This is a genomic window from Streptomyces saintjeani (assembly GCF_055409605.1).
Genome location: NZ_CP189624.1, coordinates 6,487,505 through 6,501,216, shown reverse-complemented (window position 1 = coordinate 6,501,216; position 13,712 = coordinate 6,487,505). Strand labels below are relative to the sequence as shown.

The window sequence follows — 13,712 nt, the reverse complement described above, 5'->3', positions numbered from 1 at the left end:
TGGGGCCAGCCGGGTGGGACTTTCGTCCAACGGTGGGATTTTCATCGGACGGGGGGTTATATGTGCGCCGGGGGCGCGCTCTCAAGGGGCGCGGGCGTCGACGGACGGGTGACAAGCTCCCTGGGACCGTGGCTCTCGCGGTCTGACCCGAACACAGAAAAGCCCCGTCCGTGCGCCATGAAGAGACGTACGGACGGGGCCGTTGCCGGGGTGTGTCGATCAGGACGAGACGGTTTCCGAGTCGTCGTGGGCTCGTAGACCGGCCAGCCGCCTTTGATACAGCGGGCCGACCGCGTGCGCTCCCCGCGCTTCACTCGGCGTGGACTGCTCGATCAGATGGTGCGCCACGGCCTTGAGGTACGCCGACCACGCCAGTACGTGTTGTTGAGCGGGACGACCGCATTCCTGAGGCTCACCGGGAAGGCAGAGCGGAAGTGCCGGGCTCAGCTTGTTCGCCGCGTGCCGAACATAGCGAGCGATCATCGCCCATTCCTCTTCGGTCCGCTGTACGGCGGTGCTGTTGCTCTCCCAGCCCCACGGCCCGAAGTCGTCTCCGTGGTCGTCCATGTGCGCGCTCCTGATCATCGCGGCGAACTAAACCGGTGCGCCGAGCGTAGCCGGGTTGCCTGCCTCGCCGGGATCACAGTGACCCACGGACGGCGCGCACGGGCCGCAAGGGCCACACATGGGCAGGAACTGAGGGGGTGTGCAGGACTGTGCTCCGTCGCCCAGGACAGCCCGAATGTCCGCCAATACCTCTCCCATGCGAAGACCGCCCCAGACTTGGGACAGGGGTGATTCCCGTACGTTCCCGATGGTCAGGAAGCGCCCGAGAACACAGGGCCACACGTTGCCGTCCGGACCGATCGCGCACTTCTCGTGAGCGCAGTGACCGCAGGGATCAACGATGGTCGGCGCCGCTCCGTCGCTTCCCCGGCCAAAGGCGCGGATACGGTCTGCGCCGACCTGTTCGACTCCGATACTCAGCAAATCCTGTGTCGCTTCGAACGCGCGCTGTCCGGTCTGCACAGCGACGACTCCACCCCGGACCGGAACACCGAGACTCAGCGCCTTTTCGATGTTGGCCCGAGTGCGCTTGTGAGAGCCTCGGAGGTTGGTCACGGCGTCGTGCTTCTCGGCACTGTCGGAGTAGTACGAGGTGGCGATTTTCACCCCGCACTCGCGGATCACGTTCCACAGTTCAGCGCGAATGTGGGTCATGTTCGAGAAGATCTCGACGGACAGGCCGGACGCGTGCGCGTGCCGGATCAGCGTGGGAAGGTACGGATACAAGGTCGGCTCCCCGCCGATGAACTGGACGTCACGCACACCGATTTCGGAGAGTTCCGAGATGACGCGCACCCAGTCCTTCACGGTCATGGTTCCGTGCGTTCCCTTGGGCCCGCTGTCCGCGTAACAGTGGTCACAGAACTCGTTGCAGAGCCCTGTCACCTCTAACCACGCGAATTTGAGCGGGTTTTCGGCAACGTCCATCCATCCTCCTTACAGGTTGGGTCCGATCGGAGAAGACCCCGCCCGCTGGTCTCGGGGGAATGACGCAACGGGCGGGGTCGCTTGAGGGTGGATCAGGCGGCGAAACGGGCGACGGCCCACGCCACGACGAGGGTCCACACGGCCGCAGCGAGGACAACCACGACGGTGCACACGGCCCTCATGCGAGTTCCAGCACGGACGGCCGCGTGTTCCACTCGATGCCGCCGCGTTCGGGCCGTACCCATGCCATGAGAATCGGCTTCCGGTACGCGGGAAGCCGAGTCTCGTCCACGTCCTCACAGATGGCCATGAGGACGCCGGTACGCACGCCGTCCGTGACCGTCTCCCCGATGTGCTCAGCGGTCACCATGGGCCGTCTCCCGCTTGCAGTCGGGACAGTTCTCGTAGGGGCAGGGGGCGAAGGTCGGTGCGGGGAGTTCGATCTCACCGGTCTGGACGTTGCGGACACCGCCGTACTCGGTTCGCCAGTCGGGCTCTTCGGTGCCGTCCAGGAGCTGGACAAGCGCGGGGGGTCCCAGGGCGCTTACGCGGGCGTTGGGCAACTTCACGGGGTCGCCGTCTCGGTCTTGCCGTGGACCTCGGCCTTGTGCCGCTTCCACAGCACGGCCGCGTCACTGGCGGCCGACGGGTCGTAGTCCTTGCTGCGCTCCCCGTTCTGCGCGGTCTTGGCCATGCGCTTGATCCACTCGTCCACGTACGCCTTGCAGCCGTCACAGTCGCCGATGATCTCGGGCGTGATGAACGGCTCCCAGGGGTACGGCTGTTCGGGCTTTTCGCTTGTACCGTTGGGCACTGTCGTCAACCTCCATGTGGTTGGTGGCCACGCCCCCGGCCGGTCGCACGGTGCGGGGGTCTTTGCGTCGTCCCACGCTTCTCTTCAGCGACCTGCAACACCACAGCGTCTTCACCGCATTTGAACCGCACTTTGACCGCGCCGGGTACCCTGACCAGGGAGGATGTCAAGCCGGACGGAGAACGGGCATGGCAGGCAGGCGGACCCAGCTAGCCGCACGCCGCAAGGCACGCGGTTTCACTCAAGAAAGCTTCGCCGAGAAGCTGAGGGTGGCTACCAGCACGGTGCAGCGGTGGGAAAGCGGCGAAGGCGATCCGCAGCCACACCAACGACCCAAAATCGCGAAGCTTCTAGAGGTCACTTCAAAAGATCTCGAAGAACTCCTCACGCTCGATGCACGACCTATCGAATCTGTCGACTCATGTACTTCCAACGCTGAACCCCAAGATGACGAGATAGACGCTTGGGAATTGGCTCGCCGAGTCCAGGCAAGCGATGTAGGGCGGGAGACCCTAAGCCGACTTGAGCGTTCATTTGACGAGTTGGCCATGGCCTATCCGACGACGCCACCGCAAGTGCTACTAGATAAATCCAGGCGTCACATTTCTTACGTAGCACATCTACTTGACGGAAAAAAGACGCTCTCCGAACATCGGAGACTTCTACTTGTCGGCGGATGGTTCTCGCTTTTTGCAGCTACTCTGCATATCGATCTGAAGGACGACGTTGGAGCCGTGGCCCACCTTCAGACAGCGGTGACTCTTTCAAGAGAAGCCGAGTATCCGGAGATCGAAGCTTGGTGCTTCGAAACGGATGCTTGGCGCGTACTCACGGATGGTGATTACAACCGCGCAGTTGAGCTTTCTCGAATCGCGCAAGCAATTGCCCCTGCTGGAACTTCAGCCCTAATCCAAGCCACGGCCCAAGAGGGGCGAGCGCAGGCGCGTTTGCACAATGACACCGAGACCTACACGGCAATCAACCGGGTACAAGCCCTATCCGATTCGCTAGGCTCCCCACTTCACCCGAAGGAGCATCACTACCAGTACGACCCAGCGAAAGCCCTCTCGTACACGGCGACCACTCTTGCTTGGCTTGGCGATTCAGCGGCAGAGCCTTACGCGCGAGAAGTGATCACTCAACTGAGCCCGTCCGGAGATTTCCTGAAATGGCCCCGTAGGGTAGCCTCAGCGAACATCGATCTCGCGCTTGGCTTGTTGAACGAGAATCGCCTCGACGAAGCGTGCGACGCGGTCCAGAAAGCCATACTGAGTGGCCGTGTCGTCCCTTCAAACCACTGGCGCGCATTGGAAGTCGTTGCTGCTGTAGAACGCCGATCTCTACCAGAGGCGAAAGACCTTCGCGAAGCATACGAAGGCTTGAATCCCTGACTTTCCATCCCAGGGAAACAAAACCCCGTATCGGCGACCATCGCGCTCAGAGAAGCGAATGATTCAAGTGTCGTGACCAGCCTGTTCGAACGCGTCAAAGAAGGTCGGCTACCTGACCACATAACCACAACGCAGGGATTCCCGGAGATAGCGCGCTTGCGAGCACGCCGCCAAGCCGTCGCGCAAGCTTGCCCGCCCCACCAGCGCCGTAGTCCTGGTCAGCGACGAACAGCACCCGGCAACTCACCGCTCCTGCCTCGAAGTCCGCCGCAAATACTGCCGCACGGCCCGCTGGGAAATCGGCCCCAGCTCCTCCAGCGCCCCCACCAGCAGCCCCAGTTGCTCCAGCGCGTCCAGCGCCGAAGCAGCCCCCGCCGAGTCCACCCCCTCGTACAGCTCGATCCCCACGAACGAAGCGGCCACCGCCCGCGCCAGCCCCGCAGGGTCCGTGAACTCCCCGACCGGCGTCCCCCCGAGCACCCGCCGCAACACCTTCTCGATCTCGACGATCCACAGATCGAGCCCTGCGGCGGTGGCCGGCCCCAGCGCGGGATGCGTCTGCGCGCCCGCGAGCAACTGCCCCAGCCGGGCCACATGCCCGAACCCCTGCTCGGCGGCGTGGATCTCCCGCCCCAGCGCGAGGAGTTCGGACAGCGACCCCACCTCCTCGAACCGCCCCCGGTACCGCGAGACGGACTGCTCGGCCCCGTACCGGCACGCCGCCGCGAGCAGTTCGTCGACCGACCCGAAGTGGTAGAAGACCAACGCCTGATTGACACCGGCAGCCGCGGCGACGGACCGCGCCGAGGTCTTGGCGATCCCCTGCTCCGTGAGAGTCCTCAGCGCCCCCTCCAGCAACTTGCCCCGGGTCTCCTGCGAGGGACTCATACGCGTGCTTCCTCTCTCACCGGCCGCAGCCCGGCCCGTACCCCGCAGTCTCGTACGTCGCCGTACGCCGCCCGGAACCACCCCTCGTACCCGAAGAGCGGCCCGAACCACCGGTTGACGACGCGGACTTGGATCCGGAAGACCCCGGCGGCCTCGTCGTACGACTCACGGACCTCCGCGTCGGCGCCGATGAGTTGGGGCACCCGGACGTCCACGGGCCCCTCGCGGAACCGGTGTTGGCCGGAGCGGATGAGGAGGGAGCCGTCGGGCTCGGCGTGGAAGCTGAGGTCGGTGGCGAGGTGCTGGTGGGTGCCGAGGTAGTCGAGGATCGTGCCGCCGGAACCGAGGACCATCTGCGCGTCGAACCGGTGTTGACGGGAGGGAAAGCTGAACGTCCGTACGAACGTGACCGTTTCACGGCCGTAGGAGTCGAGATAGGGGACGTTCTCGATCACGAACGGGACATCGCGGCCCGCGCGGGGCACGAGGATGTTGCGGGTCGTGCCGAGCGCGAGGAACGGCTTCACGAACGCGGGCCCGTGCCAGATCCGGGACATGACGCCCCGCCCCGTGCATGCCTCACCGCTCGCGAGGCCCACGGAGAAGCGGCGGCGCAGCTCGGGGTGGAGGCGGGAGAACGCGGCGTCCCCCATGGCCGTACGGAAGATGGAGGTCATCGCGGGGTCTCCAGAGCGCGCATCAGCCGGGGCGCCCGCGCGCGGTCGGGTGCGCGGCGGACGCAGCGGCGGGCGGCCGGGACGCAGGACAGGGGCGCCTTGAAGACGGCCAGGCAGGCGGCGACCAGGAGGAGTTGGGGGATGAGGTAGAACAGCGGCGGGGCGTAGGGGGCGAGCGGGCCGAGGCCCAGGCCCGTCGCGGCGGTCACCAACACGGCCATCCTGACGGCGAGTTCGGCGATCCAGTTCCACAACGCCCGTTCCGGCGTGATCCCCTTCTCCAGCCACAGCCGGAGCCGGTCGAACGACCACGCCGTCGCCCACACCATCAGCGGGCGGAAGAGGAGACGGTCCGCGCACCGGCCCGCCCACCCCCAGCGCGGCCGGTAGTCGTACCCCGTGAGGAACCGCACGCCGTCCCGGTCCGGGACGTAACGCCAGTACCCGCTCCCCTCCTTGAGGAGCGACAGCGGATGCGGGGAGGCGAACCGCAGCGCCGACGTCCGTGTGCCGTCCGGGCGTTCGCGCTCTCCGGCGGCAACTCCCGTACCGGAGACGGTCACGAACGGCAGTACGCGGGTGGCGTACCGGAAGCGCTGCGGCTCGTCCTGTGCGCGCGGGAGGTAGTCGATTGTGGTGAACCGGAGGTCCCAGCGCTGATGCTGGGACGGGGTCTGTGTACGGGTCCACAGGTCGTCCATGTCGGCGCGGATGTGCGCCTCTATGTAGAGCCCCATCGGTAATCCCCCAGGTGGAGACGGACTTTGAGCACTCGCTCAAACTCTCTGCGCGTGACGGTACACCGGTTTGAGCGGTCGCTCAACGCCGGTTTCCGGGTGAACGGACCTGTGCGTGAACGCGGTTAGGCTCTGCCGCGTTCGTCACGAGGCCGGATCAGGGGAGGCGTCGCAGTGCTGGGGCTGCTGGGCAGGGTGGGGGCGGTAGTCGTGCTGCTGGGGTCGCTGGTGGCGAGCCGTCCGGCGGAGGGGACCGTGGTGTACGAGCGGGAGGCGACGGAGATCGCGGGGGTGCCGGAGCCCGGTGCCGTCGTCGCGCGGGCCGCCTGCGCGGACACGGCGTACTCGACCGCCGGGCACAAGGAGTACGGGACGTACCTCTGGCATGTAGGGGACGGGGCGATGCCCGGTGGGCTGTCCCGGGATGCCGCGCGCAAGGTGTTCGAGGAGGCGATCTCGACGATCACCGGGGAGCGCAACGACTGCGGGATCGGCGGTGGGGACGGGGCCCGGGCGCGGTTCCTCTCCGCGACCGGCCGGGAGGCCGGCATCGACCGGGAGGGGAGGTGTGCCTCGCGGGACGGGGTGAGCGTGTGGGACGCGGGGGAACTGCCCGAGGATGTCGTCGCCGTCACGTGTTCGTGGGCCGTGACGATGCCGGACGGCGGGCCGAACGATCTGATCGAGGCGGACGTCCGCTTCAACACGCGGCATCACCGGTTCACGGACGCGCCGGGGGTGCGGTGCGCCGACGCGTACGACGTGCGGGCGGTCGGTACGCATGAGGCGGGGCACGTGTTCGGGCTGGGGCATGTGGGGGCTGGGCACGAGAACCTGACGATGTACACGAATTCGTTCGCGTGTTCCTCGCGGGCGCGGAGTCTGGGCAGGGGAGATGTGCTGGGGCTGCGGGCGTTGTACCGGTGAGGTGCGCCTTGCGACCCCACGCCCCTGACGGCGTCAGCGTGCACCGGATTTGTAAGGTGCCCGCATGAGTCAGGACGTTCTCTCCGCCATTCCGGCCGATCCGCACTGGCAGCCCGGCAAGAAGGCGGCCGAGCGCGCCAACGCACTCGTCGCCTCGTGGTTCCCGGAAGGCTCGGCGACGTACGTCGAGGTGAAGTGGTACGCCACCGTCACGGCTGTCGGTTCCGGGCAGAACCTCGATCGCATCGGGTGTCCCGCGTGCGGCGAGGAGGTCGACCTCGACTGGTGGTTCGACCTGGAGGAGGCGCACAGCGAGAGCGGGTTCGCCAGTCTCGATGTCGCCGTGCCCTGCTGCGGGGCCGTACTGCCGCTGGACAGCCTCGACTTCGACCACCCCTGTGGGTTCGCGCGGTTCCGGATCGCCGTGTGGGATGCCGAGCGGTGGTTCGACGACGGCGAACTCGGCGCTCTCGCCGAGGCGCTCGGGCACCCCGTACGGCAGATCCGGGCGTACGTCTAGCCGCCGAGGTGGCGTTCGACCGTCTCCACCTTCGACGTCAGTCCGTCCGTGACCCCGGGACGGATGTCCGCCTTGAGGACCAGGGAGACGCGCGGCGCGCGCTCCTCCACGGCGGCCACCGCGCGCTTCACGACGGCCATGACCTCGTCCCACTCGCCCTCGATGGACGTGAACATGGCGTCGGTGCGGTTGGGGAGGCCGGACTCGCGGACGATGCGGACCGCGTCGGCGACGTACTCCCCGACGTCCTCGCCGACGCCCAGCGGCGTGACGGAGAAGGCGACGATCATGCGCTCACGGCACCTTCCTGGCGGGCGCGGGAGGCGACGACCGCATCCTCGGCCTCACGGCGGAGCCTGCGCTCGGCGAAGAAGCCGCCGAGGGGCAGGACGGAGAGGACGAAGTAGAGGAGGCCCGTCTTGAGGGGCCACCTCGTACGGTTCCACGCGTCGGCCCAGAAGAGCACGTACAGGATGAACAGCACGCCGTGGACCATGCCCATGACCGGCACCGCGTTGAAGTCGGTGGTCCGCTTGAGGACGGAGCACACGAGCAGGAGGAGGAAGGAGATGGCCTCGGGGGCGGAGACCAGGCGGAGGCGGCGGAGGGCGGAGGCTGTCTTCAGGTCCACGGGGTCACCTTAAAGAAGGGGGTCGTCACGGTGCTGAGCTGGCGGTTTGCGTCGCACACCTGCCGCGCGCCTTGTGAACGCACGCACAAGCGTTCGTCCATTGTGGCAAACCCCCCGCCCAGGGGTTCTTTCAGGGTGGGGATCCACCCGATATCCACCCGTGGGCCCTGGTCTCTCCACCCCCCGGCCGGATACCTTCGGCGTCGTGGCGATGTTCCGACTGCAAGGCAGCAAGGTGCTGGCCGTCGAGATGACCGGCGACGGCGTGAAGGCCAAGAACGGCTCGATGGTCGCGTACGACGGACAGATGGCGTTCAAGAAGCTCTCGGGCGGCGGTGAGGGTCTGCGCGGGATGGTGACCCGGCGGCTGACCGGCGAGCAGATGACGATGATGGAGGTGAAGGGACACGGCGTCTGCTGGTTCGCGGACCGCGCCTCGGAGATCAACCTCGTAGCTCTCCAGGGGGACAAGCTGTACGTCGAGTCGAGCAACCTGCTCGCGACGGACGCGGGCCTCAGGACGGGGACGACGTTCACGGGCCTGCGCGGCGCCTCGCAGGGCAACGGCCTGTTCACGACGACCGTCGAGGGCCACGGCCAGGCGGCGATCATGTCGGACGGCCCGGCGGTGGTCCTGCGGGTCACTCCCCAGTACCCCCTGACCGTCGACCCCGGGGCGTACGTCGCGCACCAGGGCAACCTCCGCCAGTCCTTCCAGGCGGGTGTGACGTTCCGCACGTTCATGGGCGAGGGCGGCGGCGAGGCATTCCAGATCCGCTTCGAGGGGGACGGCCTGGTGTACGTCCAGCCCAGCGAGCGGAACACGATCGCGGGGGACGTGTGAGATGACCTTCCGAGAGCTCAACTCCAAGATGGTCGAGGCGACGATCGCCCCCGGCCAGCGCCTGTTCAGCCAGCGCGGCGCGATGCTCGCGTACAAGGGCGAGGTGTCGTTCACGCCGAACATCCAGGGCGGCCAGGGCGGCGTCATGTCGATGATCGGCCGCAGGCTGGCGAACGAGGACACCCCGCTGATGACGGTCGAGGGCAGCGGCACGGTCCTGTTCGGGCACGGCGGCCACCACGTCCAGGTGATCAACCTCGCCGAGGACACCCTGTGCGTGGAGGCGGACCGCCTGCTCGCCTTCGAGGGCACGCTCCAGCAGGGGACGATGTTCCTGGGCTCCCAGGGCGGCGTCATGGGCATGGTCCGGGGCCAGGTCAGCGGCCAGGGCCTGTTCACGACCACGCTGAAGGGGCACGGCGCGGTGGCGGTGATGGCGCACGGCGGCGTCTTCGAGGTCCCGATCACCCCGCAGCGCCCGGTCCACGTGGACCCCCAGGCGTACGTCGCGCACCACGGCGACGTACGGAACAAACTCTCGACCGCCCTCGGCTGGCGCGACATGGTCGGGCGGGGTTCCGGCGAGGCATTCCAGCTCGAACTGAGCGGCAACGGCGCGGTGTACGTCCAGGCATCCGAGGAGAAACTGTGAACCACTACGCGGGCGCGGGCCCGGTGGTCTACGACCCGATGACGCTGCCGGTGGACGACAGCGTCAACGCGTACACCTTCTGCGTGGAGCTGAAGGGGAGCCAGTGGTTCCTCCAGAAGGGGAAGATGATCGCCTACTACGGGTCGATCGACTTCAACGGCATCGGGCACGGCCGCCTCGACCGCCTGGTGCGGACGTCGTTCCATTCGCCTCTGCACGCGAGCGACTGGGTGGTGGCGGAGGGCTCGGGCAAGATGCTCCTCGCGGACCGGGCGTTCGACGTCAACTCGTACGACCTCGAAGACGGCAACCTGACCATTCGCTCCGGCAACCTCCTCGCGTTTCAGCCAAGTTTGGCCCTCAAGCAGTCGATCGTGCCGGGGTTCCTGACGCTGATCGGGACGGGCAAGTTCGTCGCCGCGTCCAACGGTCCGGTGGTGTTCATGGAGCCGCCGATCCGGGTCGACCCGCAGGCGCTGGTCGGCTGGGCGGACTGCCCCTCGCCGTGCCACCACTACGACCACGGCTACATGACGGGCCTGCTGGGCGGTCTACGTGCGATGACGGGCCTGGGCGGCGCCTCGGGCGAGGAGCACCAGTTCGAGTTCGTGGGCGCCGGGACGGTCCTGCTCCAGTCCTCCGAAGCGCTCATGGCCGAGCAGGCGACGGGCGTCGTGCCGTCCGAGCCGGGTGTACCGGGCGGCGGGGCGCACCCCGGGCAGGGGTACGGCGGGCAGCAGGGGACACAGCGCCTTCCCGGACAGCTCGGCGATCTCCAGCGTCGCTTCGGGCTGTGAGCGGTAACCTGCGGAGTGTGACGTCGAACGGGTGCGCGGCGTCACACTCTTCTCATTAACATTTCAACTTTTTAGGTAGACTTCTTCTATGGAGACCGAGACGGCCACACGCTGGCTGACCGAGGCGGAGCAGTGCGCCTGGCGCACCCAGCTGGAGGTCAACAGGCTGTTGATGCACCAACTGGAGAAGGATCTCCAGCCGTTCGGGCTGACCATGAACGACTACGAGATCCTCGTCAACCTTTCCGAGTCCCCCGACGTCCGTATGCGGATGAGCGACCTCGCCGCCGCCACCCTCCAGTCCAAGAGCCGCCTCTCCCACCAGATCACCCGCATGGAGAACGCGAGCCTGGTCCGCCGGGAGAACTGCGAGTCCGACCGGCGGGGGCTGTACGCGGTCCTCACCGATCAGGGGCTCGACATGATGCGCCGGGTCGCGCCGCATCATGTCGCGTCCGTCCGCCGCCACTTCATCGACCTGCTCTCGCCCGAGGGGATGGCGCAGCTCTCCGCGGCGCTGGGGCCGGTCTCCGACCACCTCCGGGAGAACCGGGGCCGGCCCTAGTCCCTTACTGGCAGGCTCAAGTCCCTTGCGGGCAGGCGCAGTTCGAACTTCGCGCCGCCCGTCGGGGCCTCCCCCACCGTGAGGGTTCCGCCGTGGCGTACGGCGATGTCGCGGGCGATCGCGAGGCCCAGGCCCGCGCCGCCCTCGTCCCGGCTGCGGGCGTCGTCCAGGCGGACGAAGCGTTCGAAGACGCGGGCCCTGTGCTCCGGCGGGACTCCGGGGCCGTCGTCCGTGACCGTGAGGACGGCGTCCTCGCCTTCCGTGCGGACCGTCACTTCCACCTCCGTACGGGTGTGACGGGCCGCGTTGTCCAGGAGGTTGGCCAGGACTCGGGTCAACTGGCTGCGGGAGCCGGTGACTTCGACGCCGGGTTCGGTGTCGAGACGCGTTCCCTCGCGGGGTGCCGTCGTCTCCCTCGCCAGGGCTCCCAGGTCCACCGGAGTGCGGTGCGGGGTCTCGCCGGCGTCCAGGCGGGCCAGCAGCAGGAGGTCCGCCGCGAGGTGCTGGAGGCGGACCGTGTCCTCCACCGCGCCGTCCAGGTCCAGCAGGTCCGGGTGGGCTGCGGCCACTTCGAGTTGCGTGCGCAACGAGGCGATGGGGCTGCGGAGTTCGTGCGAGGCGTCGGCGACGAAGCGGCGCTGGCGGTCCACGGAGGCTTCCAGGGCGGCGAGGGTCTCGTTCGTCGTGCGGGCCAGCCTGGCGACTTCGTCGTCGGCCGGGGGTTCGGGGACCCTGCGGGTCAGGTCCTGGGACGCGGTGATCGCGGCGAGCTCTCGGCGGATGCCTTCGACGGGGCGCAGCGCACGCCGGGTGACCAGCCAGGTGACTCCCGCGACCAGGGCCAGCAGCAGGGGCAGGACGACCAGGAGGACCGTCAACGCCGTGCGGACGGCGGACTGTTCGGTGGCGAGCGGGGCGCCGGCGTGGACGGTGAGCGGGCCCTGGGCCGGGGTTCCGACGGTGAGGCTCGCGAAACGGTAGTCCGCCATGTCGCCGTCGAGGGACGCGGCGCCGCCGGAGTACGAGACGTCCCCGGTCTCACCGGGGTCGACGTCGTCGTCCGTGGTGCCGAACTTCGAGGTGACGTACCCGAGTTCCTCGCTGCGCGCGACCGTGCCGCCGTTCGCCGTCTCGACCAGGATCGGTACGTCGTCGTCCAGGTCGAGCTTGCCGTAGGGCGTACCGGCGGCGAGTTGAGCGGCGACCGTGCGGGCCGTGCGTTCCGCCGCGGTGTCGGCCTGGCCCCGGAGGTTCGTCCACAGCGACAGGACGACGACGGCGCCGGCCGCGATCAGGGCCAGCGCCACGACCGTCGTCGCCGCGAAAGTCGTGCGGGCCCGCACCGAACGGGGTCTCATCGCGTCGCCTCCAGGCGGTAACCCGCCCCCCGTACCGTCCTGATGAGCGCCGGGTCGAGCTTGCGGCGCAGTGAACTGACGTACACCTCCACGATGTTGGGGTCGCCGTCGTACGCGAAGTCCCAGACGTGGGCCAGGATGTCGGCCTTCGGGACGACCTCGCCGGGGCGCCGGGCCAGGTGTTCCAGGACCGCGAACTCCTTTGCCGTCAGGGTGACTTCGGTGTCGTGGAGGTGGACCCTGCGGGTGGCCGTGTCGATCTTCAGGGCGCCGAGGACGTGGACGGGGGAGGCTCCCCGCCCGGCCCTCCTGCGCAGCAGCGCCTTCACCCTGGCGACCAGGACCACGTACGAGAACGGTTTCGTCAGGTAGTCGTCCGCGCCCGTGTCCAGGCCCTCCGCCTCGTCGTACTCGCCGTCCTTCGCGGTCAGCATCAGGATCGGGACGTCGTGGCCCGCCGCGCGCAGGGTCGCGCAGACCCGGTAGCCGTTCATGCCGGGGAGCATGATGTCGAGGATCACCAGGTCGTACGGGATCTCCGTCGCCCTGTGCAGCCCCTCCCGGCCGTCGTGCACGACGTCCACGGCGTAGCCCTCGGCGGCGAGGCCCTTCGCGAGGGACAGGGCGAGGCGTTTTTCGTCCTCGACGATCAGCAGGCGCATGCGTCCAGGGTGACAAACCGAAGCTGAAGATCCCTTCAGGTGGCTTCAGGTTGCCTTCAGGGTCGGTCGGCGAGGGTGGCTCACGTCGCAACGAACTTACGGAGGAACCCATGAAGCGCAGCATCGCCATCGCCGCCGTCGCCGTGAGCGCGGTCCTCGCGGGAGGAACGGCGCTCGCCCTCACGAACGGTGAGCCCCGGGGCGGGGAGTCCCGCGAGGGGGCTGAGCATGTGCGGGTCGCGGTGCGGGCGGCCGACGCGGACCGGGCGGACGACGCGGATCGGGTGGACGACGCGGACGACACCGGCCGGGCCGACCGGCCGACGGTCACCACCTCGGACCTCACCGTCGCCCAGGCCATCGACGCCGCCCTCAAGTCCCGCCCCGGCACGGTCCTCTCGGCCGACCTCGACACCGACGACGATGACGCGGGCCGGGGCTGGGAGGTCGAGATCCTCGCCGGGGACAAGAAGACGTACGAAGTCCGCGTCGACCCGGCCACCGGCAAGGTCCTCACGACCCACCTCGACCCCGACACCCACCGAGCCCCCCAGGGCCTCACCGCCCGCCAGGCCGCCGAGGCCACCGCCCCCAAGGGCACGGTCGTCTCCGTCGACTCCGACGACGACCACAGCGGCATCTGGGAGGTCGAGACCCGCGACGCCCAGGGCAAGGAGCGGGACTGGAACGTGAACGCGAAGAACGGAACGGTCACGGCGGACCGGGAGGACTGAGGTCCGGGAGAGCTGAGGCGG

At 68.2% G+C, this 13,712-nt stretch carries 20 protein-coding genes; 8 read left to right on the top strand and 12 right to left on the bottom strand.

The features are described 5' to 3' along the window. Window positions 1-219: 219 nt before the first annotated feature. The 5 genes from ACQCO7_RS29815 to ACQCO7_RS29795 form a co-directional block, all read right to left on the bottom strand. On the bottom strand, window positions 220-567 hold the full coding sequence (locus ACQCO7_RS29815; RefSeq protein ID WP_464074705.1) for a hypothetical protein: 348 nt from the start codon (window positions 565-567) through the stop codon (window positions 220-222). A gap of 27 nt (window positions 568-594) precedes the next feature. Next, entirely contained in the window at window positions 595-1,494 is a 900-nt protein-coding gene (locus ACQCO7_RS29810) for a radical SAM/SPASM domain-containing protein (protein WP_464074704.1), read from the bottom strand. 178 nt (window positions 1,495-1,672) lie between these two features. Next, window positions 1,673-1,864, bottom strand: coding sequence for a hypothetical protein (locus ACQCO7_RS29805; protein ID WP_464074703.1), 192 nt, complete (start codon window positions 1,862-1,864; stop codon window positions 1,673-1,675). Next, window positions 1,851-2,063, bottom strand: coding sequence for a hypothetical protein (locus ACQCO7_RS29800; RefSeq protein WP_464074702.1), 213 nt, complete (start codon window positions 2,061-2,063; stop codon window positions 1,851-1,853). The genes ACQCO7_RS29805 and ACQCO7_RS29800 overlap by 14 nt, the downstream gene beginning before the upstream one ends. Further along, entirely contained in the window at window positions 2,060-2,308 is a 249-nt protein-coding gene (locus tag ACQCO7_RS29795) for a hypothetical protein (RefSeq protein ID WP_464074701.1), read from the bottom strand. Before ACQCO7_RS29795 ends, ACQCO7_RS29800 begins: the two co-directional genes overlap by 4 nt. Before the next feature lie 188 nt (window positions 2,309-2,496). On the opposite strand from ACQCO7_RS29795, the gene ACQCO7_RS29790 reads away from it, so the two are divergent. Next, a complete protein-coding gene (locus ACQCO7_RS29790) occupies window positions 2,497-3,699 on the top strand; it encodes a helix-turn-helix transcriptional regulator (protein WP_464074700.1) in 1,203 nt (400 codons plus the stop codon). Window positions 3,700-3,942: 243 nt separating this feature from the next. Here the strand turns inward: ACQCO7_RS29790 and ACQCO7_RS29785 are convergent, their stop codons facing one another. Genes ACQCO7_RS29785 through ACQCO7_RS29775 form a run of 3 tightly spaced genes read right to left on the bottom strand, consistent with a single transcriptional unit; the run spans window position 3,943 to window position 6,001 of the window. Continuing rightward, complete coding sequence (locus tag ACQCO7_RS29785) at window positions 3,943-4,587, bottom strand: TetR/AcrR family transcriptional regulator (RefSeq protein ID WP_464074699.1); 645 nt, start codon at window positions 4,585-4,587, stop codon at window positions 3,943-3,945. After that, window positions 4,584-5,264, bottom strand: coding sequence for a DUF4166 domain-containing protein (locus tag ACQCO7_RS29780; RefSeq protein ID WP_464074698.1), 681 nt, complete (start codon window positions 5,262-5,264; stop codon window positions 4,584-4,586). Before ACQCO7_RS29780 ends, ACQCO7_RS29785 begins: the two co-directional genes overlap by 4 nt. Continuing rightward, the gene (locus tag ACQCO7_RS29775; protein WP_464074697.1) at window positions 5,261-6,001 is read right to left on the bottom strand and encodes a hypothetical protein; all 741 of its coding nucleotides are present in this window, start codon (window positions 5,999-6,001) and stop codon (window positions 5,261-5,263) included. The genes ACQCO7_RS29780 and ACQCO7_RS29775 overlap by 4 nt, the downstream gene beginning before the upstream one ends. Before the next feature lie 174 nt (window positions 6,002-6,175). On the opposite strand from ACQCO7_RS29775, the gene ACQCO7_RS29770 reads away from it, so the two are divergent. Together ACQCO7_RS29770 and ACQCO7_RS29765 are read left to right on the top strand one after the other, a co-directional pair. Continuing rightward, on the top strand, window positions 6,176-6,928 hold the full coding sequence (locus ACQCO7_RS29770) for a matrixin family metalloprotease (protein ID WP_464074696.1): 753 nt from the start codon (window positions 6,176-6,178) through the stop codon (window positions 6,926-6,928). A 64-nt stretch (window positions 6,929-6,992) separates the two neighbouring features. Next, complete coding sequence (locus ACQCO7_RS29765) at window positions 6,993-7,448, top strand: hypothetical protein (protein WP_464074695.1); 456 nt, start codon at window positions 6,993-6,995, stop codon at window positions 7,446-7,448. Here the strand turns inward: ACQCO7_RS29765 and ACQCO7_RS29760 are convergent. Further along, window positions 7,445-7,738 carry an MTH1187 family thiamine-binding protein gene (locus ACQCO7_RS29760; protein WP_464074694.1) on the bottom strand — a complete coding sequence of 98 codons (294 nt, stop codon included), beginning with the start codon at window positions 7,736-7,738 and terminating at the stop codon, window positions 7,445-7,447. The genes ACQCO7_RS29765 and ACQCO7_RS29760 overlap by 4 nt on opposite strands. Then, entirely contained in the window at window positions 7,735-8,079 is a 345-nt protein-coding gene (locus tag ACQCO7_RS29755) for a DUF3817 domain-containing protein (RefSeq protein WP_464074693.1), read from the bottom strand. Before ACQCO7_RS29755 ends, ACQCO7_RS29760 begins: the two co-directional genes overlap by 4 nt. A 211-nt stretch (window positions 8,080-8,290) precedes the next feature. Here ACQCO7_RS29755 and ACQCO7_RS29750 point away from each other — a divergent pair, with 211 nt between their 5' ends. From ACQCO7_RS29750 to ACQCO7_RS29735, 4 genes are all read left to right on the top strand, one after another. After that, on the top strand, window positions 8,291-8,923 hold the full coding sequence (locus ACQCO7_RS29750) for an AIM24 family protein (RefSeq protein WP_464077318.1): 633 nt from the start codon (window positions 8,291-8,293) through the stop codon (window positions 8,921-8,923). 1 nt (window position 8,924) lies between these two features. Continuing rightward, entirely contained in the window at window positions 8,925-9,575 is a 651-nt protein-coding gene (locus tag ACQCO7_RS29745) for an AIM24 family protein (RefSeq protein WP_464074692.1), read from the top strand. Beyond that, window positions 9,572-10,372 (top strand): AIM24 family protein, encoded by an 801-nt coding sequence (locus ACQCO7_RS29740; RefSeq protein WP_464074691.1) that lies wholly within the window; start codon window positions 9,572-9,574, stop codon window positions 10,370-10,372. Before ACQCO7_RS29745 ends, ACQCO7_RS29740 begins: the two co-directional genes overlap by 4 nt. 88 nt (window positions 10,373-10,460) lie before the next feature. Then, on the top strand, window positions 10,461-10,937 hold the full coding sequence (locus tag ACQCO7_RS29735; RefSeq protein ID WP_464074690.1) for a MarR family winged helix-turn-helix transcriptional regulator: 477 nt from the start codon (window positions 10,461-10,463) through the stop codon (window positions 10,935-10,937). Here the strand turns inward: ACQCO7_RS29735 and ACQCO7_RS29730 are convergent. Further along, on the bottom strand, window positions 10,934-12,295 hold the full coding sequence (locus ACQCO7_RS29730) for a sensor histidine kinase (protein WP_464074689.1): 1,362 nt from the start codon (window positions 12,293-12,295) through the stop codon (window positions 10,934-10,936). The genes ACQCO7_RS29735 and ACQCO7_RS29730 overlap by 4 nt on opposite strands. Continuing rightward, window positions 12,292-12,957: a response regulator transcription factor gene (locus ACQCO7_RS29725; RefSeq protein ID WP_464074688.1), complete on the bottom strand. Its 666-nt coding sequence runs from the start codon at window positions 12,955-12,957 to the stop codon at window positions 12,292-12,294. Before ACQCO7_RS29725 ends, ACQCO7_RS29730 begins: the two co-directional genes overlap by 4 nt. A gap of 110 nt (window positions 12,958-13,067) precedes the next feature. Between ACQCO7_RS29725 and ACQCO7_RS29720 the strand changes: the two genes are divergently transcribed. Then, window positions 13,068-13,691, top strand: a complete 624-nt coding sequence (locus ACQCO7_RS29720; protein WP_464074687.1) for a PepSY domain-containing protein — start codon at window positions 13,068-13,070, stop codon at window positions 13,689-13,691. Window positions 13,692-13,712: the final 21 nt, after the last annotated feature.